Origin of the sequence: Pseudomonas sp. P9_31 (assembly GCF_034008235.1) — a bacterium.
In the GTDB taxonomy this organism is placed as follows: domain Bacteria; phylum Pseudomonadota; class Gammaproteobacteria; order Pseudomonadales; family Pseudomonadaceae; genus Aquipseudomonas.
Window position 1 is genome coordinate 4219552 of record NZ_CP125375.1, and the last position, 17668, is coordinate 4237219.

At 60.3% G+C, this 17668-nt stretch carries 15 protein-coding genes and 1 pseudogene; 9 read left to right on the top strand and 7 right to left on the bottom strand.

The annotated features are described in order from the left end of the window. Positions 1–84 precede the first annotated feature (84 nt). From QMK51_RS18825 to QMK51_RS18835, 3 genes and pseudogenes are all read right to left on the bottom strand, one after another. Complete coding sequence (locus tag QMK51_RS18825; RefSeq protein ID WP_320394539.1) at positions 85–483, bottom strand: type VI secretion system amidase immunity protein Tai4; 399 nt, start codon at positions 481–483, stop codon at positions 85–87. A gap of 29 nt (positions 484–512) precedes the next feature. Beyond that, positions 513–842, bottom strand: a pseudogene (locus QMK51_RS18830) (T6SS effector amidase Tae4 family protein); the annotation flags it as partial. A 25-nt stretch (positions 843–867) separates the two neighbouring features. Further along, on the bottom strand, positions 868–2655 hold the full coding sequence (locus QMK51_RS18835) for an ABC transporter transmembrane domain-containing protein (RefSeq protein WP_258696728.1): 1788 nt from the start codon (positions 2653–2655) through the stop codon (positions 868–870). A gap of 258 nt (positions 2656–2913) precedes the next feature. Here QMK51_RS18835 and QMK51_RS18840 point away from each other — a divergent pair, with 258 nt between their 5' ends. Beyond that, positions 2914–3093 (top strand): PA1571 family protein, encoded by a 180-nt coding sequence (locus QMK51_RS18840; protein ID WP_258696729.1) that lies wholly within the window; start codon positions 2914–2916, stop codon positions 3091–3093. 186 nt (positions 3094–3279) lie between these two features. Here the strand turns inward: QMK51_RS18840 and pdxB are convergent, their stop codons facing one another. Beyond that, positions 3280–4422, bottom strand: coding sequence for a 4-phosphoerythronate dehydrogenase PdxB (pdxB, locus tag QMK51_RS18845; RefSeq protein ID WP_320391218.1), 1143 nt, complete (start codon positions 4420–4422; stop codon positions 3280–3282). A 242-nt stretch (positions 4423–4664) separates the two neighbouring features. Here pdxB and QMK51_RS18850 point away from each other — a divergent pair, with 242 nt between their 5' ends. Then, positions 4665–6074: an MATE family efflux transporter gene (locus tag QMK51_RS18850; RefSeq protein WP_320391219.1), complete on the top strand. Its 1410-nt coding sequence runs from the start codon at positions 4665–4667 to the stop codon at positions 6072–6074. Positions 6075–6190: 116 nt separating this feature from the next. On the opposite strand, the gene tusA is transcribed toward QMK51_RS18850, so the two are convergent. After that, positions 6191–6442, bottom strand: a complete 252-nt coding sequence (gene tusA, locus QMK51_RS18855) for a sulfurtransferase TusA (protein ID WP_320391220.1) — start codon at positions 6440–6442, stop codon at positions 6191–6193. 185 nt (positions 6443–6627) lie between these two features. Next, on the bottom strand, positions 6628–7701 hold the full coding sequence (gene rlmM, locus QMK51_RS18860; protein WP_018925308.1) for a 23S rRNA (cytidine(2498)-2'-O)-methyltransferase RlmM: 1074 nt from the start codon (positions 7699–7701) through the stop codon (positions 6628–6630). 223 nt (positions 7702–7924) lie between these two features. Between rlmM and acnA the strand changes: the two genes are divergently transcribed. The 3 genes from acnA to QMK51_RS18875 all read left to right on the top strand — a co-directional run bounded on the left by acnA (position 7925) and on the right by QMK51_RS18875 (position 13363). After that, on the top strand, positions 7925–10666 hold the full coding sequence (gene acnA / locus QMK51_RS18865; RefSeq protein WP_258696732.1) for an aconitate hydratase AcnA: 2742 nt from the start codon (positions 7925–7927) through the stop codon (positions 10664–10666). A 237-nt stretch (positions 10667–10903) separates the two neighbouring features. After that, complete coding sequence (locus tag QMK51_RS18870; protein ID WP_320391221.1) at positions 10904–11695, top strand: CPBP family intramembrane glutamic endopeptidase; 792 nt, start codon at positions 10904–10906, stop codon at positions 11693–11695. Positions 11696–11797: 102 nt separating this feature from the next. Then, positions 11798–13363: a PAS domain-containing methyl-accepting chemotaxis protein gene (locus QMK51_RS18875; protein ID WP_320391222.1), complete on the top strand. Its 1566-nt coding sequence runs from the start codon at positions 11798–11800 to the stop codon at positions 13361–13363. A gap of 276 nt (positions 13364–13639) precedes the next feature. Here QMK51_RS18875 and QMK51_RS18880 read toward each other — a convergent pair whose 3' ends face one another. Then, positions 13640–14317 carry an alpha/beta family hydrolase gene (locus QMK51_RS18880; protein ID WP_320391223.1) on the bottom strand — a complete coding sequence of 226 codons (678 nt, stop codon included), beginning with the start codon at positions 14315–14317 and terminating at the stop codon, positions 13640–13642. A gap of 95 nt (positions 14318–14412) precedes the next feature. Here QMK51_RS18880 and ccoN point away from each other — a divergent pair, with 95 nt between their 5' ends. The 4 genes from ccoN to ccoP are packed head-to-tail and all read left to right on the top strand — an operon-like array spanning position 14413 to position 17618. Continuing rightward, the gene (gene ccoN / locus QMK51_RS18885; protein WP_320391224.1) at positions 14413–15837 is read left to right on the top strand and encodes a cytochrome-c oxidase, cbb3-type subunit I; all 1425 of its coding nucleotides are present in this window, start codon (positions 14413–14415) and stop codon (positions 15835–15837) included. 10 nt (positions 15838–15847) lie between these two features. Beyond that, on the top strand, positions 15848–16456 hold the full coding sequence (gene ccoO / locus QMK51_RS18890; RefSeq protein WP_258696737.1) for a cytochrome-c oxidase, cbb3-type subunit II: 609 nt from the start codon (positions 15848–15850) through the stop codon (positions 16454–16456). 5 nt (positions 16457–16461) lie between these two features. Next, positions 16462–16668 (top strand): CcoQ/FixQ family Cbb3-type cytochrome c oxidase assembly chaperone, encoded by a 207-nt coding sequence (locus QMK51_RS18895; protein WP_320391225.1) that lies wholly within the window; start codon positions 16462–16464, stop codon positions 16666–16668. Next, a complete protein-coding gene (gene ccoP / locus QMK51_RS18900; RefSeq protein ID WP_320391226.1) occupies positions 16665–17618 on the top strand; it encodes a cytochrome-c oxidase, cbb3-type subunit III in 954 nt (317 codons plus the stop codon). The genes QMK51_RS18895 and ccoP overlap by 4 nt, the downstream gene beginning before the upstream one ends. Positions 17619–17668 lie beyond the last annotated feature (50 nt).

Here is a 17668-nt window from a genome sequence, read left to right on the forward strand (position 1 = left end):
CCACCCCAATTTGCAGCCGAGCGGGTGGAGATGGCCGTGAGAGTGTAGGAGCTGTCCCAGATACCCGGCGCCAGGATTAACGTTTCACTTACCCTGCCTGTAAATCCGATTGGGGTGGATAACCAGACGCTTGACCTGTGCATCCAACTCGTTGCTGTGATACAGGTCCAGGCATTTCAGCAAATCGAAACGCACGCCCTGGACTTCCGACTCGACCAGCGGGTTGTGATAGTCACGCGCCAAGTAACGATCCACCTGGGTCTTGATCGCGTCGGGGGCCTTTTCCAGGTCGTATTCGGTCCAGTCGCGCAATGCGCTGACGCTGCTTCCTGCGTCAATGGCTGCTGACTTGTCCTCCTTGTAGGCGTTCGCAATGCAGGTCGCGAGCACCATGTCTTTGTAATTCTGCCCGTAGGTACGTGCACTGGCCTCCGGGGATATACCCCCAGTGTCTTTCGCATAACCAACGGAGGCCAGCAACATGAGTGGCAGGATGCCCAATAGAACCTTCTTCACAGCAATCTCCAGAAGTTCGCACGGTCGGTGCGATAGTTCGCGCCGGGTTCGTTGAAATAGCAGTGGTCGTAGCAAGTACTGCCGTTGAACAGCGTGGCATGCCCCTGGGCATCCCACCAACCCTGCACTTCAAACAGGATCACCCCCTTCTTGCCTCTCAGGGTTCCGCCACCCGAGGGTGGATACTGCACGACTTCAGCTTTGCCCCAGCGTTGTTCCAGAACGGCAATAAGGTTTTTGACGCGGAAGAAGTACTGGGACTTGTCGGCACCGGACACGGTTTGCCCCGGCACACTTGGAATTTTCAGACCTGCCTGGTTCAGGATATTGTACCGGGGCGCCAGCAGCGCCTTACGCTCGCAGATCGGTTTCAACCTTGCCATCATTGAACTGCAACGCCGCCAGCCGCGCATACAGCGCATTACTCGCAATCAACTCCTGATGCGTTCCCACCGCCACCAGTTTCCCTTGGTCCATCACCGCGATCCTGTCGGCGTTTTTCACCGTGGCCAGTCGGTGGGCGATGACCAGTGTGGTGCGGTTTTTCATCAGGCTGGGCAGGGCTTGCTGGATCAGGTGCTCGCTCTGGGCGTCGAGGGCGCTGGTGGCTTCGTCCAGCAACAGGATCGGCGCGTCCACCAGCAGCGCCCGGGCGATGGCCAGGCGTTGGCGTTGCCCGCCGGACAAACCAAGACCTGCGTCGCCGAGGTGAGTCTGGTAGCCGTTGGGCATTTGCTCGATGAAGTCGTGGGCGTAGGCGATTTTCGCCGCTTCCTGAACCTGGGCCAAGGTCGCCTTCGGGTTGCCGTAGCGAATGTTCTCTTCGATGCTGCCGAAGAACAGCGTCGGGGTTTGCGAGACGAGGGCGAAGCAGCGACGCAGGTCCAGAGGATCGAGTTGAGTCAGCGGCACACCGTCCAGCAGGATGCGTCCTTCGGCGGGGTCGTAAAAACGCAATAGCAGGTCATACACCGTCGACTTGCCAGCACCGGACGGCCCGACCAAGGCAAGGGTTTCGCCGGCGTTGATGGTCAGATTCAAGCCATCGACGGCATAGCTTTCAGGACGCGACGGGTAGGAAAAGCGCACATCGTGCAGCACCAGATTACCCTTCACCCGTTCAGGCAACGTCACCAGACCTTGGGTCGGTGGCTGGATGATGTTTTCTGAACGCAACAACTCGGCAATACGTTCCGCCGCCCCTGCCGCTCGCTGCAGTTCGCCGATCACTTCACTCAGCGTGCCGAAGGCGCCGCCGACGATCAGGCTGTAAAAGACGAACGCCGCCAATTCACCCGCGGAAATCCGCCCGGCGATGACATCCATGCCGCCCACCCAGAGCATCACCCCGACCGCGCCCAACACCAGCACGATCACCAGGGTAATCAGCCAGGCCCGCTGGAAAATGCGCTTGCGGGCGGTGTTGAAAGCCTCTTCCACGGTCGTGGCAAAACGCTGTTCGTCCTGGACCTGATGGTTGTAGGCCTGCACGGTTTTGATCTGACTCAGGGTTTCGGAGACATAGCTGCCGATATCGGCGATCCGGTCCTGGCTCAGACGCGACAGGGTGCGCACCCGACGCCCGAAAATCAGGATCGGCGCGACCACCAACGGCAACGCGACCACCACGATGCTGGTGAGTTTGGGGTTGGTGATAAACAGCAAGACAATCCCGCCGATCACCATCAGCCCATTACGCAGGAACAGCGACAGCGAAGAACCGATCACCGACTGCAGCAGCGTGGTATCTGCAGTCAGACGTGACTGGATTTCGGAGCTGCGGTTGTCTTCATAGAACCCCGGATGCAGGTAGACCAGATGGTTGAACACCCGACGGCGGATGTCCGCGACAACGCGTTCGCCGATCCACGACACCAGGTAAAAACGCGCAAAGGTGCCGATTGCGAGGCCGACCACCAGCAGCATGAACAGGGCAATCGATTGGTTGAGCAAATGCGGCGATCGGGTCATGAACCCCTGATCCACCAGCAGGCGAATCCCCTGTCCCATGGACAAGGTGATGCCGGCCGTGACGATCAACGCCAGCAAGGCGCCCAAGGCCGGCCAGCGATAAGGCGTGATGAAACGGGTGGCCAGGCGAATGGCGCGGCGGTGACGGGCAGAGAGCATGAAGATCATCCGATGGCACAACTCATGACTTTAACCCGATCAAGCCTACACCGGTCGACAGGATTGAACGCTGTAAATCACAATGAGTCGGGTTAATTATGACCGCCAAGACTAGTGACTAGAGATTATTGGTCTAAAGTCCAGGTGGAAACATCAGGGTATTTCTGATGGACTGAAGATGCCGACCTGAAAGATCGCAGGGAATTGTCACAGCCCGGTCACTTGGCGGTTTTACAGTAAGCACACAACCTGATGAGGAGACAGGCCATGTCCTTGCAAAACAGCAGCGATGACAAGATTCAAGTGATCCGCACACAGCCAGACCAGTCTCTGGGTTGCTCGATGATCGATGAGGAAGGGCGCGAAGTACCGATCACTGAAAACATGATTCAGGACGCTTGCCGCGAACTGGAAAAGCGATTGGTCAAGCCTGTCGAACAAAAGTGATATAGCCACCGTCTTCTTGACCCGGCCTTGTTGGCCGGGTTTTTTATGGGCTTTATCCGGGAACGGCGGCGCGCCCCATCGCGAGCAGGCTCGCTCCCACAGTAGATCTCCACTGAATACAGATTTGCTATACGACTGAGATTAAGTGTGGGAGCGAGCCTGCTCGCGATGGGGCCAACTCGATGTTCAGACAGCCGAAGCCCCCAAAGCCGCCACAATCCGCTGCAACGCCGGCGAATCCCCTTCAATCCGCACCTTCAACCCATCGATTTCACGTCGCAGCGGGTAATGTTTGCGCAGCGCATCGAACGCTGCACGCTGCTCGCTCACATTGCCTACAAGGCTGCGACGGAAATCCGCGTCGTCGCGGCGCGGGTCGTACACGCCACGGCATAACATCGCCAGCGACCAGGCCGGATCGGTGTCTGCATTCAACGTCACGGCCGACAGCCATGGCGATGGCAGCAAATCGCTCAGGCTGACCTGTTCCGGTTGCCCAAGGAACTTGCAAAACGCCTGATAGATCTGCGCCGTCCCGCGCTGCTTGCCGTCGAGGCTGTAACCGGCAATGTGCGGCGTCGCGATGACACACAACTCCGCCAGCGCTACATCGACCTCAGGCTCAGCCTCCCAGACATCCAGCACCGCTTGCAGGTCTTCACGTTGCAACAGCACTTGGCGCAGGGCGGTGTTATCCACCACCGGGCCACGACTGGCGTTGATTAACCAAGTGCCGGACTTGAGTTGGTTCAACCGTTTTTTATCGAACAGATGCCAGGTTGCCTGAGGGCCTTGCTTGTCCAGCGGCGTGTGCAGGCTGATGACGTCGCATTGCTCGATGATCTGCTCGAGACTGACGTAATCGCCCCCTTCAGCGGCTTGCCGGGGTGGATCGCAAACCAGCACGTTCCAGCCCAGGCCTTGCAGAACCTTGACCAGCCGCCCGCCGACTTCACCGGCACCGACCACGCCGTAGGTGCGCTGAGTCAGGTCGGCGCCTTCGATTTCGGCCAGGGTCAGCAGGCTGCCCAGCACGTAATCGACCACCCCCCGGGCATTGCAGCCCGGCGCGCTGGACCAGGTGATGCCGGCCTGCTGAAAGTAGTCCAGATCCAGGTGATCGGTGCCGATGGTGCACGTGCCGACAAAACGCACCTTGCTGCCTTCGAGCAACGCGCGGTTGACGTTAGTCACCGAGCGCACCAGCAGCACATCGGCCTGCTCGACAGTGGCGCGGTCGATGGAACGTCCCGGCACTCGGCGGATTTCACCGAAGCTTTCAAAGAAAGCATCGAGCAGCGGGATATTTTCGTCGGCAACAATCAGCATGGCAGGCTCCTTTGGCGGACCGGCAGTTTAGGCGCAGATGACCGTGATGGGCCAGCAGGCATTGTTCACCTTAAATGTGAAGGGGCCACTCATCCTGTGGGAGAGGGCTTGCCTGCTCCCACAAGGGTCTCAAACACCGCAAGCAACCATTTACAAATCCGCAACACAGGATTTTTCCTGACCACGGCGTCAAGGCGTAGAATGCGCCGCCTCGCGCATCAAAACCCTTTGGACGTTTCGCCTTGAATTCCGTGACTGACCGCCCCTCCGCTATTTCCCTCACCCGCCCGGCCCGGGTTCGCCTGGAGCTGAAAAACCTGCTCGGCCTGGCGTTGCCGATCATGATCGCGCAACTGGCGACCACCGCCATGGGCTTCGTCGATGCGGTGATGGCCGGTCGGGTCGGGCCTCGCGACCTGGCGGCCGTCGCACTGGGCAACTCGATCTGGGTGCCGGTGTTTCTGCTGATGACCGGCACACTGCTGGCCACCACCCCGAAAGTCGCCCAGCGCTTCGGCGCCGGCACCCACCGCGAGATTGGCCCGATCGTACGCCAGGCCTTGTGGCTGGCGCTGGTGGTGGGTTTGATGGCGAGCGGCATGCTGTTCAGCGCCGAACCAATCCTGCACATCATGAAGGTCGACCCCGAGCTGATCGGCCCGTGCATGCAATACCTGCACGGCATCGCCAGCGGTCTGCCCGCCGTCGCGTTCTATCACGTGCTGCGTTGCTTCAGTGATGGCCTGGGCCGCACCCGCCCGGCCATGGTCCTTGGCCTGTGTGGGTTGGCGCTGAACATTCCGCTCAATTACATCTTCATCTATGGCCACTTGGGTGTGCCGGCCATGGGCGGTGTCGGCTGCGGCTGGGCCACAGCCATCGTGATGTGGGTGATGGCGTTGGGCATGGCCGGCTGGGAGCGCTGGGCGCCGGCCTATCAGTCGAGTGAGTTGTTCAGCCGTTTTGACTGGCCGCAGTGGTCGGTGATCAAGCGTTTGCTGGGCATCGGTTTGCCGATTGGCATCGCGGTGTTTGCCGAGTCGAGCATCTTCGCCGTGATCGCGTTGCTGATCGGCAGCCTCGGCGCCACCGTGGTCGCCGGGCACCAGATCGCGCTGAACTTCAGCTCGCTGGTGTTCATGATCCCCTACTCCCTGGGCATGGCCGTGACCGTGCGGGTCGGCCAGGCACTGGGCCGTGAAGAACCACGGGAAGCACGCTTCGCCGCCGGCATCGGCATGGGCACTGCGCTGGCGTACGCCTGCCTGTCGGCGAGCCTGATGCTGTTGCTGCGCGAACCCATCGCCGCGATCTACACCGCCGACCCGACGGTGATTCACGTAGCCGCGATGCTGATTGTGTACTCGGCGCTGTTTCAGTTTTCCGATGCGATTCAGGTGACGGCGGCCGGTGCGCTGCGGGGCTATCAGGACACTCGGGTGACGATGATCCTGACGCTGTTCGCTTATTGGGGCATCGGTTTGCCGGTGGGTTACACCTTGGGCCTGACCGATTGGTTCGGCACGCCGAGCGGCCCGAGCGGGCTGTGGCAGGGTTTGATCGTCGGCTTGAGTTGCGCGGCGCTGATGCTGTCGATCCGCCTGGCGCGCAGCGCACGCAAGCGGATTCGCATCAGTCGTTCGCCGGGCTAAGCGAGCGCAAAGGGCCTGCAGATGCAGGTAATGTCAGTTAAACCGCAGAACCTGTGGGAGCGGGTTTTCGCTTAACTGATCGGCATTGTGCATATACAGGCTCTTTTTTGTGCCCGTTAAGCGAGTCTCTTGCGAATCCAGTAGAGGTAGGTGCCTGCCTCTTCGTGCTGTGCGACCAGTTCGTGGTCGAGAAACACGCAGAACTTGGGAATGTCGCGACGGGTCGACGGGTCGGTAGCGATCACCTTCAGCAAACCGCCGGGCACCAGGTCGCGGATGTGCTGGTGCAACATCATCACCGGTTCCGGGCAATTGAGACCGGTAGCGTCGAGGGTGCCGTCTACCGGCGTATCGATCATTTCACTCATGGTTTACTCCTGAAACTTGCCGGCATTGTCGCGCATTGCCGGGTGTCTAGTCACTGACAGCTGATCGTTCCCACGCTCTGCGTGGGAATGCATCCCGTGACGCTCTGCGTCACATCCAAAGGCGGAACGCGGAGCGTCCCCGGCGGCGTTCCCACGCAGAGCATGGGAACGATCGGCACACAAAGTCAGCGGGACTTGGGTTTCTTCACGTCCAATCGGCGCAAATGGCAGGTCACTTCTTCACGGTCGTGATACAGCTGCTTGCAGCCGATCTCAACCCGAATGCCCCGCGCCTTGAACCCCTCGGCAATACGCTCCAGCAAGCGCTTCACTTCGGCATAACGCTGCTTCATCGGCAGCTTGAGGTTGACCACCGCTTCCCGGCAATGCCCCTCGCCAATCCATTCTTCCAGCATCGCCGCGTTGCGCGCCGGTTTCTCGACGATGTCGCAGACCATCCAGTCCACCGGCTGCTTGGGCTTGAAGGTGAAACCGTCGGCCATCAGGTGCTGCACTAAACCAGTGTCCATCAGGCTTTCGGCCATCGGGCCGTTGTCGATGGCGGTCACCAGCATGCCACGATTGACCAGTTGCCAGGTCCAGCCGCCAGGGGCGGCGCCGAGGTCGACACCGGTCATGTCGCTATGCAGGCGCTCGTCCCACTGGTCGCGGGGGATGAAATGGTGCCAAGCCTCTTCCAGCTTCAACGTCGAACGGCTCGGCGCTTCACGGGGAAACTTCAGGCGTGGAATGCCCATCGGCCACATCGCCGAATTGTTCGACTCCGCCAGGCCCATGAACACTTCGCGGCCGCTCTTGAAGGTCAGCAGCAGCCGCGGTTTGTTGGGGTCTTCCACCAGTTTGCCGGCCGCCATCAGTGCCTTGCGCAGGTGAACTTCGAATTTTTTGCAGAAGTTCGACAGTTCTTTGCCATCGTTGGTGTCAACCATTTCCAGCCACAGGCTGCCACACAGCGGGAAGTCCGCCATGTGCGCGAGAATTACACTGATGCGATCAGTTTCCGGCAGATCAATAAAGATTCCACGGGCCCACTGACGCGGGAAGATCAGGTCGGCGAAACGCTGGCCACGCATCAGGCGTTCGGCACCGTCTTCTTCGGTGCAGATAAATTCGGCATAGGCGCTGGCGGTCTTGGCCTTGGCATAACCGGCCACGTTCAGCCGCGCGGCATGTTCGGAAATCTCGGAACAGACTTCGCCTTCGAAGCCCGGCCGGCAATGCATAAAGAGGGTGTTCATTCTTACTCCTGGGCAGTTGGCGGAAAAATTGCGCCACTGCGCGATGCCCAGACTTGCGTTGAAGCAAAGCCTGTCACGAAAACCGGCGCATGATAGCCGAGATCGGCCCCCTGGACTTGTCCATAGCATCCGGTTATTAGCCTTAACGTCTAAACAGGGCTAGGTTAAAGGCTCTGTCCGTCCTCTCAGTCCGTAGCCGCGCGGATCTAAAGGAGTCATTTCAATGCCGTCCCTCGATAGCCTGAAAACCCTTAAAACGTTACAAGTCGACGACAAGACCTATCACTATTTCAGCCTGCCCGAAGCCGCCAAGAGCTTGGGTGATCTCGACAATCTGCCGATGTCGTTGAAAGTGCTGCTGGAAAATCTGCTGCGCTGGGAGGACGAAAAAACCGTTACCGGCGCCGACCTCAAGGCGATTGCCGCCTGGCTCAAGGAACGTCGCTCCGACCGCGAAATCCAGTACCGGCCCGCGCGGGTACTCATGCAGGACTTTACCGGCGTCCCCGCCGTGGTCGACCTCGCCGCCATGCGCGCCGCCATGGCCAAGGCCGGTGGTGACCCGCAGCGAATCAATCCGCTGTCGCCGGTGGACCTGGTGATCGACCACTCGGTGATGGTCGACAAGTTCGCAAGCAGTAGCGCCTTCGAACAGAACGTCGACATCGAAATGCAGCGCAACCACGAGCGTTACGCCTTCCTGCGCTGGGGGCAGAGCGCCTTCGACAACTTCAGCGTCGTGCCGCCGGGCACCGGCATCTGCCATCAGGTCAACCTCGAGTATCTGGGCCGCACGGTCTGGACCAAGGATGAGGACGGGCGCACCTATGCCTTCCCGGACACGCTGGTCGGCACCGACTCCCACACCACCATGATCAACGGCCTCGGCGTACTCGGCTGGGGTGTCGGCGGGATCGAAGCGGAAGCGGCGATGCTCGGCCAACCGGTGTCGATGCTGATTCCAGAAGTGATCGGCTTCAAACTCACCGGCAAGCTCAAGGAAGGCATCACCGCCACCGACCTGGTGCTGACCGTCACCCAAATGCTGCGCAAGAAAGGCGTGGTCGGGAAATTCGTCGAGTTCTACGGCGACGGCCTCGCCGACCTGCCGCTGGCCGACCGCGCGACCATCGCCAACATGGCCCCGGAATACGGCGCCACTTGCGGCTTCTTCCCGGTGGACGAAGTGACACTGGAATACTTGCGTCTTTCCGGACGCACCCCGCAAACCGTGAAACTGGTGGAGGCCTACAGCAAGACCCAAGGCCTGTGGCGCCTGCCCGGCAAGGAGCCGGCGTTCACCGACAGCCTGGCTCTGGACATGGGCAGCGTCGAAGCCAGCCTCGCCGGGCCGAAACGCCCACAGGACCGCGTCTCGTTGCCGAACGTGGCGCAAGCGTTCACTGACTTTCTCGGCCTGCAATTCAAACCCTCCACCAAGGAAGAGAGCCGCCTCGAAAGTGAGGGCGGTGGAGGCGTTGCGGTGGGCAACGCTGATCTGGTCGGCGAAGCGGACTACCATCACGAAGGCCGTACGTATCGGCTGAAAAACGGCGCGGTGGTGATTGCCGCCATCACGTCCTGCACCAACACCTCCAATCCCAGCGTGATGATGGCCGCGGGGCTGGTGGCGAAGAAAGCCATAGAGAAAGGCCTCAAGCGCAAACCGTGGGTCAAGAGTTCGCTGGCCCCCGGTTCGAAAGTGGTGACCGACTACTACAAGGCGGCCGGCCTGACCCAATACCTCGATGAACTCGGTTTTGCGCTGGTCGGTTATGGCTGCACCACCTGTATCGGTAACTCCGGACCGTTGCCGGAGCCAATCGAAAAAGCCATTCAGAAAGCCGACCTGACGGTTGCCTCGGTACTCTCGGGCAACCGTAACTTCGAAGGTCGCGTGCATCCCTTGGTGAAAACCAACTGGCTGGCCTCCCCACCCCTGGTCGTCGCCTATGCGTTGGCCGGCACGGTGCGCATCGACATCAGCAGCGAGCCATTGGGTAACGACAAGGACGGCCATCCGGTTTATCTGCGAGACATTTGGCCGAGCACCAGGGAAATCGCCGATGCGGTGACTCAGGTGAACACCGCGATGTTCCACAAGGAGTACGCCGAAGTGTTTGCCGGCGACGAGCAATGGCAAGCCATCGAAGTGCCGCAGGCGGCGACTTATGTCTGGAACAACGATTCGACGTATATCCAGCATCCGCCATTCTTCGATGACATTGGCGGCCCTGCCCCGGTGGTCAAGGATGTCGAAGGGGCGAAAGTCCTCGCCCTGCTCGGAGATTCGGTGACCACCGACCACATCTCCCCGGCCGGCAACATCAAGACTGACAGCCCCGCCGGCCGTTACCTGCGCGAGCAAGGGGTGGAACCGCGGGACTTCAATTCCTATGGCTCCCGTCGCGGCAACCACGAAGTGATGATGCGCGGCACCTTCGCCAACATCCGTATTCGCAACGAGATGCTCGGCGGCGAAGAAGGCGGCAACACGATTTATATGCCGACCGGGGAGAAGCTGCCGATCTACGACGCGGCCATGCGCTACCAAGTGTCGGGCACACCGCTGGTGGTGATCGCCGGGCAAGAATACGGCACCGGTTCGAGCCGCGACTGGGCAGCCAAGGGCACCAACCTGCTGGGGGTCAAAGCGGTCATCGCCGAAAGCTTCGAGCGGATTCACCGTTCCAACCTGGTGGGCATGGGCGTGTTGCCATTGCAGTTCAAGCTGGATCAGAACCGCAAGAGCCTGAACCTCACCGGCAAGGAAACCCTGGATATCCTTGGCCTGACGGGCGTCGAACTGACTCCGCGGATGAACCTGACACTGGTCATCACCCGTGAAGACGGCAGCAAGGAAAAGGTCGAGGTGTTGTGCCGGATCGATACCCTCAATGAGGTGGAGTACTTCAAGGCTGGAGGGATTTTGCACTACGTGTTGCGGCAGTTGATTGCCTCGTAACGCCTTTGCCGACATCGACACCGCCTTCGGGCGGTGTTTTTGTTTACGCGGTGTACGGCTCTATAATCGCGCGCCCAATCATTTTGTATCGATCACAAATCAAATGTGGGAGCGGGCTTGCTCGCGAAGGCGGTGTGTCAGACAACGAAGATGTTGAATGTTAAACCGCTTTCGCGAGCAAGCCCGCTCCCACAGAAACTGAGGCAATCCGCAGATTCTCTGAAACAAGGATTTCAAATGATCGCTCTGCCATGGATCTATCTGGCACTTCTCTCCATTGGCTATAGCCTGGCTTTGATCTACGGCCATCTCGGCTGGCTGGCCGCTATCTCTTTCGGGTTGCTGCTGTTTGCCGGCTTCGCCGTTCGCCAACAACAGATTCCGCTTGGCCGCTACCTCGGCCACGGCTTGTTCATCGTTCTGGCGGTAGCGCTGGCAATTCACTGGCTTCCCGGCTTCTACAACGGTCGCGCCATCGATCCCCAACGTTTCACCGACGATGCCGTGCCGTTCGCCATGTACCTGAATCAGGAGAAACCCCTGATCGGCTTCTGGCTGTTGCTGGTTTGCCCGTGGATTATCGGCCGGCGTTCGCTGCGACTGGCCGTTTATGCCACCGCCCTCGCCCTGACCGTGAGCGCCGTGCTGGCCCTGGGTGGCGCGCTGTTACTGGGCGTGATCAGTTGGGCACCGAAATGGCCGGATCAAGCCTGGCTGTGGGTGCTGAACAATCTGTTGCTGGTAACGCTGGTGGAAGAGGCGCTGTTTCGCGGCTACATCCAGGGCGGTCTGAGCCGGCACTTCAAACACCTGCCTCATGGCGAAAACCTCGCGCTGGTGCTCGCATCAATACTGTTCGGCCTCGTTCATCTGGGCGCTGGCTGGCAATGGGTGTTGCTGGCGAGCCTGGCGGGGCTCGGCTACGGCCTTGCCTACCGTTTCGGCGGGTTGGGCGCGGCCATCGCCACCCATTTTGGTTTGAATTTGCTGCATTTCGGGCTGTTCACTTATCCGATGCTCGCCGGGTGACGCAATGATCGTTTTGCGACGCGTCACTGATTATTGAAAAAAACCTCAATAAGTTCCTGACGATGCCGATAACCGCTCAAAGCCTTGCGGATTGAGAAAGCCATGCGTAACAACCAGCCCATTACACAACGCGAACGGACCTTCCCGGCTCAGCAACGGTTGATTTCCACCACCGATGCCAAGGGCTTGATCACCTACTGCAACGATGATTTCGTCGAAATCAGCGGGTTTTCTCGTGAGGAACTGATCCGTGCGCCGCATAACCTGGTCCGTCACCCCGACGTCCCGGCTGCGGTGTTCGCGCACATGTGGGGCACACTGAAACAAGGCTTGCCATGGATGGGCATTGTCAAGAATCGCTGCAAGACCGGTGACCACTACTGGGTTAACGCCTATGTCACACCGGTGTTCGATGGCAATCAGGTGATCGGTTACGAGTCGGTGCGGGTCAAGCCCACCGCCGAGCAGATCCGCCGTGCCGAAGCGCTCTACCAACGCATCAACCAGGGCAAGTCAGCCGTTCCTCAAACGGATAAGTGGTTGCCGGTACTTCAGGACTGGCTGCCGTTCATACTGATCAGCCAACTGAGCTTCATGATTGGCGCCACGTTGACGTCGCAGTGGGGCTTCGCCCTCGCCGCCGGCCTCTCGGTGCCATTGGGTTTGATGGGCTTGAGCTGGCAACAGCGCGGTATCAAGCGTCTGCTGCGCCTGGCCGAGCAGACCACGTCCGACCCGCTGATCGCGCAGATGTACACCGATAGCCGCGGTGCCCAGGCGCGTCTGGAGATGTCGATCCTCAGCCAGGAAGCACGCCTGAAAACCTGCCTGACCCGCCTGCAGGACACCGCCGAGCATCTGACGGAGCAAGCGAAGCAGTCCGACGCCCTGGCCCACAACAGCTCCACGGGCCTGGAACGTCAACGGGTCGAAACCGAGCAGGTGGCGACCGCCGTCAATGAGATGGCCGCCACCACTCAGGAAGTTGCCAGCCACGTGCAGCGCACCGCTGACGCCACTCAGGAAGCCAATCGCCTGACCGGTCGCGGTCGCGATATCGCCGGGGAAACCCGCGAAGCTATTCAGCGCCTGTCGGCGGTGGTCGGTGAAACCGGCCTGACGGTCACGCAACTGGCTAAAGACAGTAACGAAATCGGCGGTGTGGTTGATGTGATCAAAGGCATCGCCGACCAGACCAACCTGCTGGCCTTGAACGCCGCGATTGAAGCCGCGCGTGCCGGTGAGATGGGCCGTGGTTTTGCGGTGGTGGCCGACGAAGTTCGCCAACTGGCGCAACGCACCAGCGAATCCACCGGGCAGATCCACGCCCTGATCGCCAAGCTGCAACAGACCGCCGGCACGGCGGTGCAAACCATGGAGGCTGGCCATCGCCAAGCCGAAGAAGGTGTGGCACGGGTATTGGAAGCGGATCAGGCGCTGGTGGGCATCAGCGAAGCCGTGGCCCACATCACCGACATGACCACTCAGATCGCTGCCGCTACCGAAGAGCAAAGCGCTGTGGCCGAAGAAATCAGCCGCAACATCAGCAACATCTCGCAACTGGCTGACCAGACCTCGGAACAGGCACAGAACTCGGCGCTGTTGAGCGAGGAACTGACCAAGACCGCGAATACCCAGTATTCGTTGGTGGAGCGGTTTAACCGCTGATCAGTGACAGCAAAACGAAAACCCGGACGGTGAAAACTTCCGGGTTTTTTATTGCCATTCTGAAAATAGTGACGCCTGTCCGGGCCCCTTCGCGGGCAAGCCCGCTCCCACAGGGTTTTTTATTGCCATTCTGAAAATAGTGACGCCTGTCCGGGCCCCTTCGCGGGCAAGCCCGCTCCCACAGGGTTTTGTATTGATCATAAAAATCGAGCGACACCGCCAGTCACTGTGGGAGCGGGCTTGCCCGCGATGAGGCCCCGGCAGGCACTGCAAATCTTACTGTAGAAATTCCGCAACCTTCCTCGCCGCAGCCGCCAAATGCTGCTCATGGGTAAACCCCGAAGCCTTCAACGGCTTCAAATCATGGTCCCCTGCCGTCAGCCAGAACACCTCGATAGCCGGGGCCAATGCGTAAGCCTCCACGGCTTCACGATTACCCAACGCATCCCTCTCCCCCTGCACGATCAACGTCCGGGTTTTCAGAGCCGCCAAATGCTCGACCCGCGGCTTCTCCGGTTTGCCCACCGCATAAAACGGATAACCGAGACACACCAGCGCATCCGCTTCCAGCTCATCGGCTAAAAGACTGGCCATCCGCCCGCCCATGGACTTGCCGCCAATGGCCACACGCCCAGTGACATGGCGTCGCACCAAGGCATACACCTCGCGCCAGCACTCCAGCAATTTCGGCGCCGGGTTCGGCGGGCGCTTGCCGCCATCGGCACGGCGCTGGGCCATGTACGGAAACTCGAAACGCAACACATTGACCCCATGTGCAGCAAGGCGCACAGCCATGTCGCTCATCCAGCCACTGTCCATCGGCGCACCGGCGCCATGAGCGAGAATCAGTGTCGCCGAAGCCGGCGCCGAGGCCGCATTCCACAACCATCCATGATCCTGCACGCACTGCGCCCATTGATCCCCGTCAATACTGGCCTTGTGCTGTTTGTCCATGCTTGCCTCGCTTTTAGTCTGCCTATAACTCCAGGCGAAGGGAGCGTTGCCTTGCGCAAACGCTCTCACTTCGGCTGAACCGTGGATGGGGAACCATGAACACTTCTATCAGTACCGCCTACAACTACAAGGTGGTCCGCCAATTCGCCATTATGACGGTGGTATGGGGCATCGTCGGCATGGGGCTCGGGGTTTTTCTCGCCGCCCAGTTGGTCTGGCCCGAACTCAACTTCAATCTGCCATGGACCAGCTTCGGGCGGTTGCGTCCGCTGCACACCAACGCGGTGATCTTCGCCTTCGGCGGCTGCGCCTTGTTCGCCAGTTCTTTCTATTCGGTGCAACGCACCTGCCAGGCCCGTTTGTTTGCGCCGAAAATCGCCGCGTTCTGCTTCTGGGGCTGGCAACTGGTGATCCTGCTGGCGGCCATCAGCCTGCCGCTCGGTTACACCAGTTCCAAGGAATACGCCGAACTGGAATGGCCGATCGACATCCTGATCACCATCGTCTGGGTGGCCTATGCCATCGTGTTTTTCGGCACGATCATGCAGCGCAAGACCAAACACATCTATGTCGGTAACTGGTTCTTCGGTGCGTTCATCATCACCGTGGCGATCCTGCACATCGTCAACAACCTGGAATTGCCGGTGAGCCTCACCAAGTCCTACTCGGTGTACGCCGGTGCGACCGATGCCATGGTGCAGTGGTGGTACGGACACAACGCCGTAGGCTTTTTCCTCACCGCCGGTTTTCTCGGGATGATGTACTACTTCGTGCCGAAACAGGCCGAGCGTCCGGTGTATTCCTATCGCCTGTCCATCGTGCACTTCTGGGCGCTGATCACCCTGTACATCTGGGCCGGCCCCCACCACTTGCATTACACCGCACTGCCGGACTGGGCGCAGTCGCTGGGCATGGTGATGTCGCTGATCCTGCTGGCGCCGAGCTGGGGCGGGATGATCAACGGCATGATGACCCTGTCGGGGGCCTGGCATAAGTTGCGCAGCGACCCGATCCTGCGTTTCCTCGTGGTCTCCCTGGCGTTCTACGGCATGTCGACCTTCGAAGGGCCGATGATGGCGATCAAAACGGTCAACGCCCTCTCCCACTACACCGACTGGACCATCGGCCACGTTCACGCCGGCGCGCTCGGCTGGGTGGCGATGATTTCCATCGGCGCGCTGTACCACATGATCCCGAAAGTCTTCGGCCGCGAGCAGATGCACAGCACCGGCCTGATCAATGCGCACTTCTGGCTGGCGACCATCGGCACCGTGCTGTACATCGCCTCGATGTGGGTCAACGGCATCGCCCAGGGCCTGATGTGGCGCGCCGTCAACGAGGACGGCACGCTGACCTATTCCTTCGTCGAAACCCTGGTGGCCAGCCACCCAGGCTTCGTCGTACGGCTGGTGGGCGGTGCGATCTTCCTCAGTGGCATGTTCCTGATGGCTTACAACACCTGGCGCACCGTGCGGGCCTCACAGCCTGCCGAAGCCGCCGCTGCTACGCAGATCGCCTGAGGAGTCCGCCATGAAACACGAAACAATCGAGAAAAACGTCGGCCTGCTGCTGTTGCTGATGGTGCTGGCCGTGAGCATCGGCGGCCTGACCCAGATCGTCCCGCTGTTCTTTCAGGACGTGACCAACAAACCGGTGGAAGGCATGAAGCCCTACACCGCGTTGCAACTGGAAGGTCGCGACATTTACATCCGCGAAGGCTGCGTCGGTTGCCATTCGCAGATGATCCGCCCGTTCCGTGCCGAAACCGAGCGCTATGGCCACTACTCGGTGGCCGGGGAAAGTGTGTGGGATCACCCGTTCCTTTGGGGTTCGAAACGAACCGGACCTGATTTGGCGCGAGTGGGCGGTCGCTACTCCGAAGACTGGCATCGCGCGCACTTGTACAACCCGCGCAACGTGGTGCCGGAGTCGAAGATGCCGGCCTACCCGTGGCTGGTGGCCAATCCGGTCGACAGCAGCCACACCGAAACCAAGCTCCGCGCCATGCGCACTCTCGGCGTGCCGTACACCGATGAGGACATCGCAGGCAGTGTCGAGTCGCTCAAGGGCAAGACCGAAATGGACGCGCTGGTTGCCTACCTTCAAGTGCTCGGCACTGCCATCAAGAGCAAGAGGTGAGCCCCATGGTCTTTGAAATGAGCAGTGGAATGATCCGCGGCCTGGGCACGGTCGTGGTGTTCGTGGCCTTCGTCGGCCTGACGCTGTGGGTGTTCAACGGCAAGCGCAATCCGGCATTCGCCGAAGCGCGCCTGCTGCCGTTCGCCGACGAACCGCAACAAGGCAACACCACCACCCAAGAACCTGCAACAACAAGGAGTACCCGGCCATGACCACCTTCTGGAGTACGTGGATCTGCGTACTGACCATCGGCAGCCTGATCGGCCTGACCTGGCTGCTGATCGGCACGCGCCGAGGGGAAACCAAGGGCAGCACCGACCAGACCATGGGCCACAGTTTCGACGGCATCGAGGAGTACGACAACCCGCTGCCGCAGTGGTGGTTCATGCTGTTCGCCGGCACGCTGGTGTTCGCCGTGGGCTACTTGATCCTTTACCCGGGCCTGGGCAACTGGAAAGGCATCCTGCCGGGTTACGAGGACGGCTGGACCGGCGTCCACGAGTGGGAAAAAGAGATGAACAAGGCTGATGCGAAGTTCGGACCGATCTTTGCCAGGTTTGCGGCCATGCCCGTGGAAGAAGTTGCCAAAGACCCGCAAGCGCTGAAAATGGGCGGTCGTCTGTTTGCGTCCAATTGCTCGGTGTGCCACGGCTCGGATGCCAAGGGCGCGTTCGGCTTCCCCAACCTGGCGGACAGCGATTGGCGCTGGGGCGGGAGCGCCGAGACGATCAAAACCACGATCATGGGCGGTCGCATGGCTGCGATGCCGGCGTGGGGTGAAATCCTCGGGGACGCGGGCGTGAAAAACGTCGCGGCGTATGTGCGTCACGAACTGGCCGGCCTGCCCTTGCCGGAAGGCAGCACCGCCGATCTGCAAGCCGGACAGCAAGTGTTCAGCACCACCTGCGTAGCCTGTCATGGGGCAAACGGCCAGGGCACTGAAGCCATGGGCGCGCCGAATCTGACGCACCCGGCCGGTTTTATCTACGGTACTAGCCTGGCGCAACTGCAACAGACTATTCGCCATGGCCGCCAGGGCCATATGCCAGCGCAAAACGAACTGCTGGGCAACGACAAGGTGCAATTGCTGGCCGCTTACGTGTACAGCTTGTCCCACGGAGTCAGCACCGAGCGTTTGCAGGCACAAGGCAAAGGCGAATAATTTTTGACCGCTCTACTGCCGCATTCTGCGGAATGCGGCAGTTCCCTGCC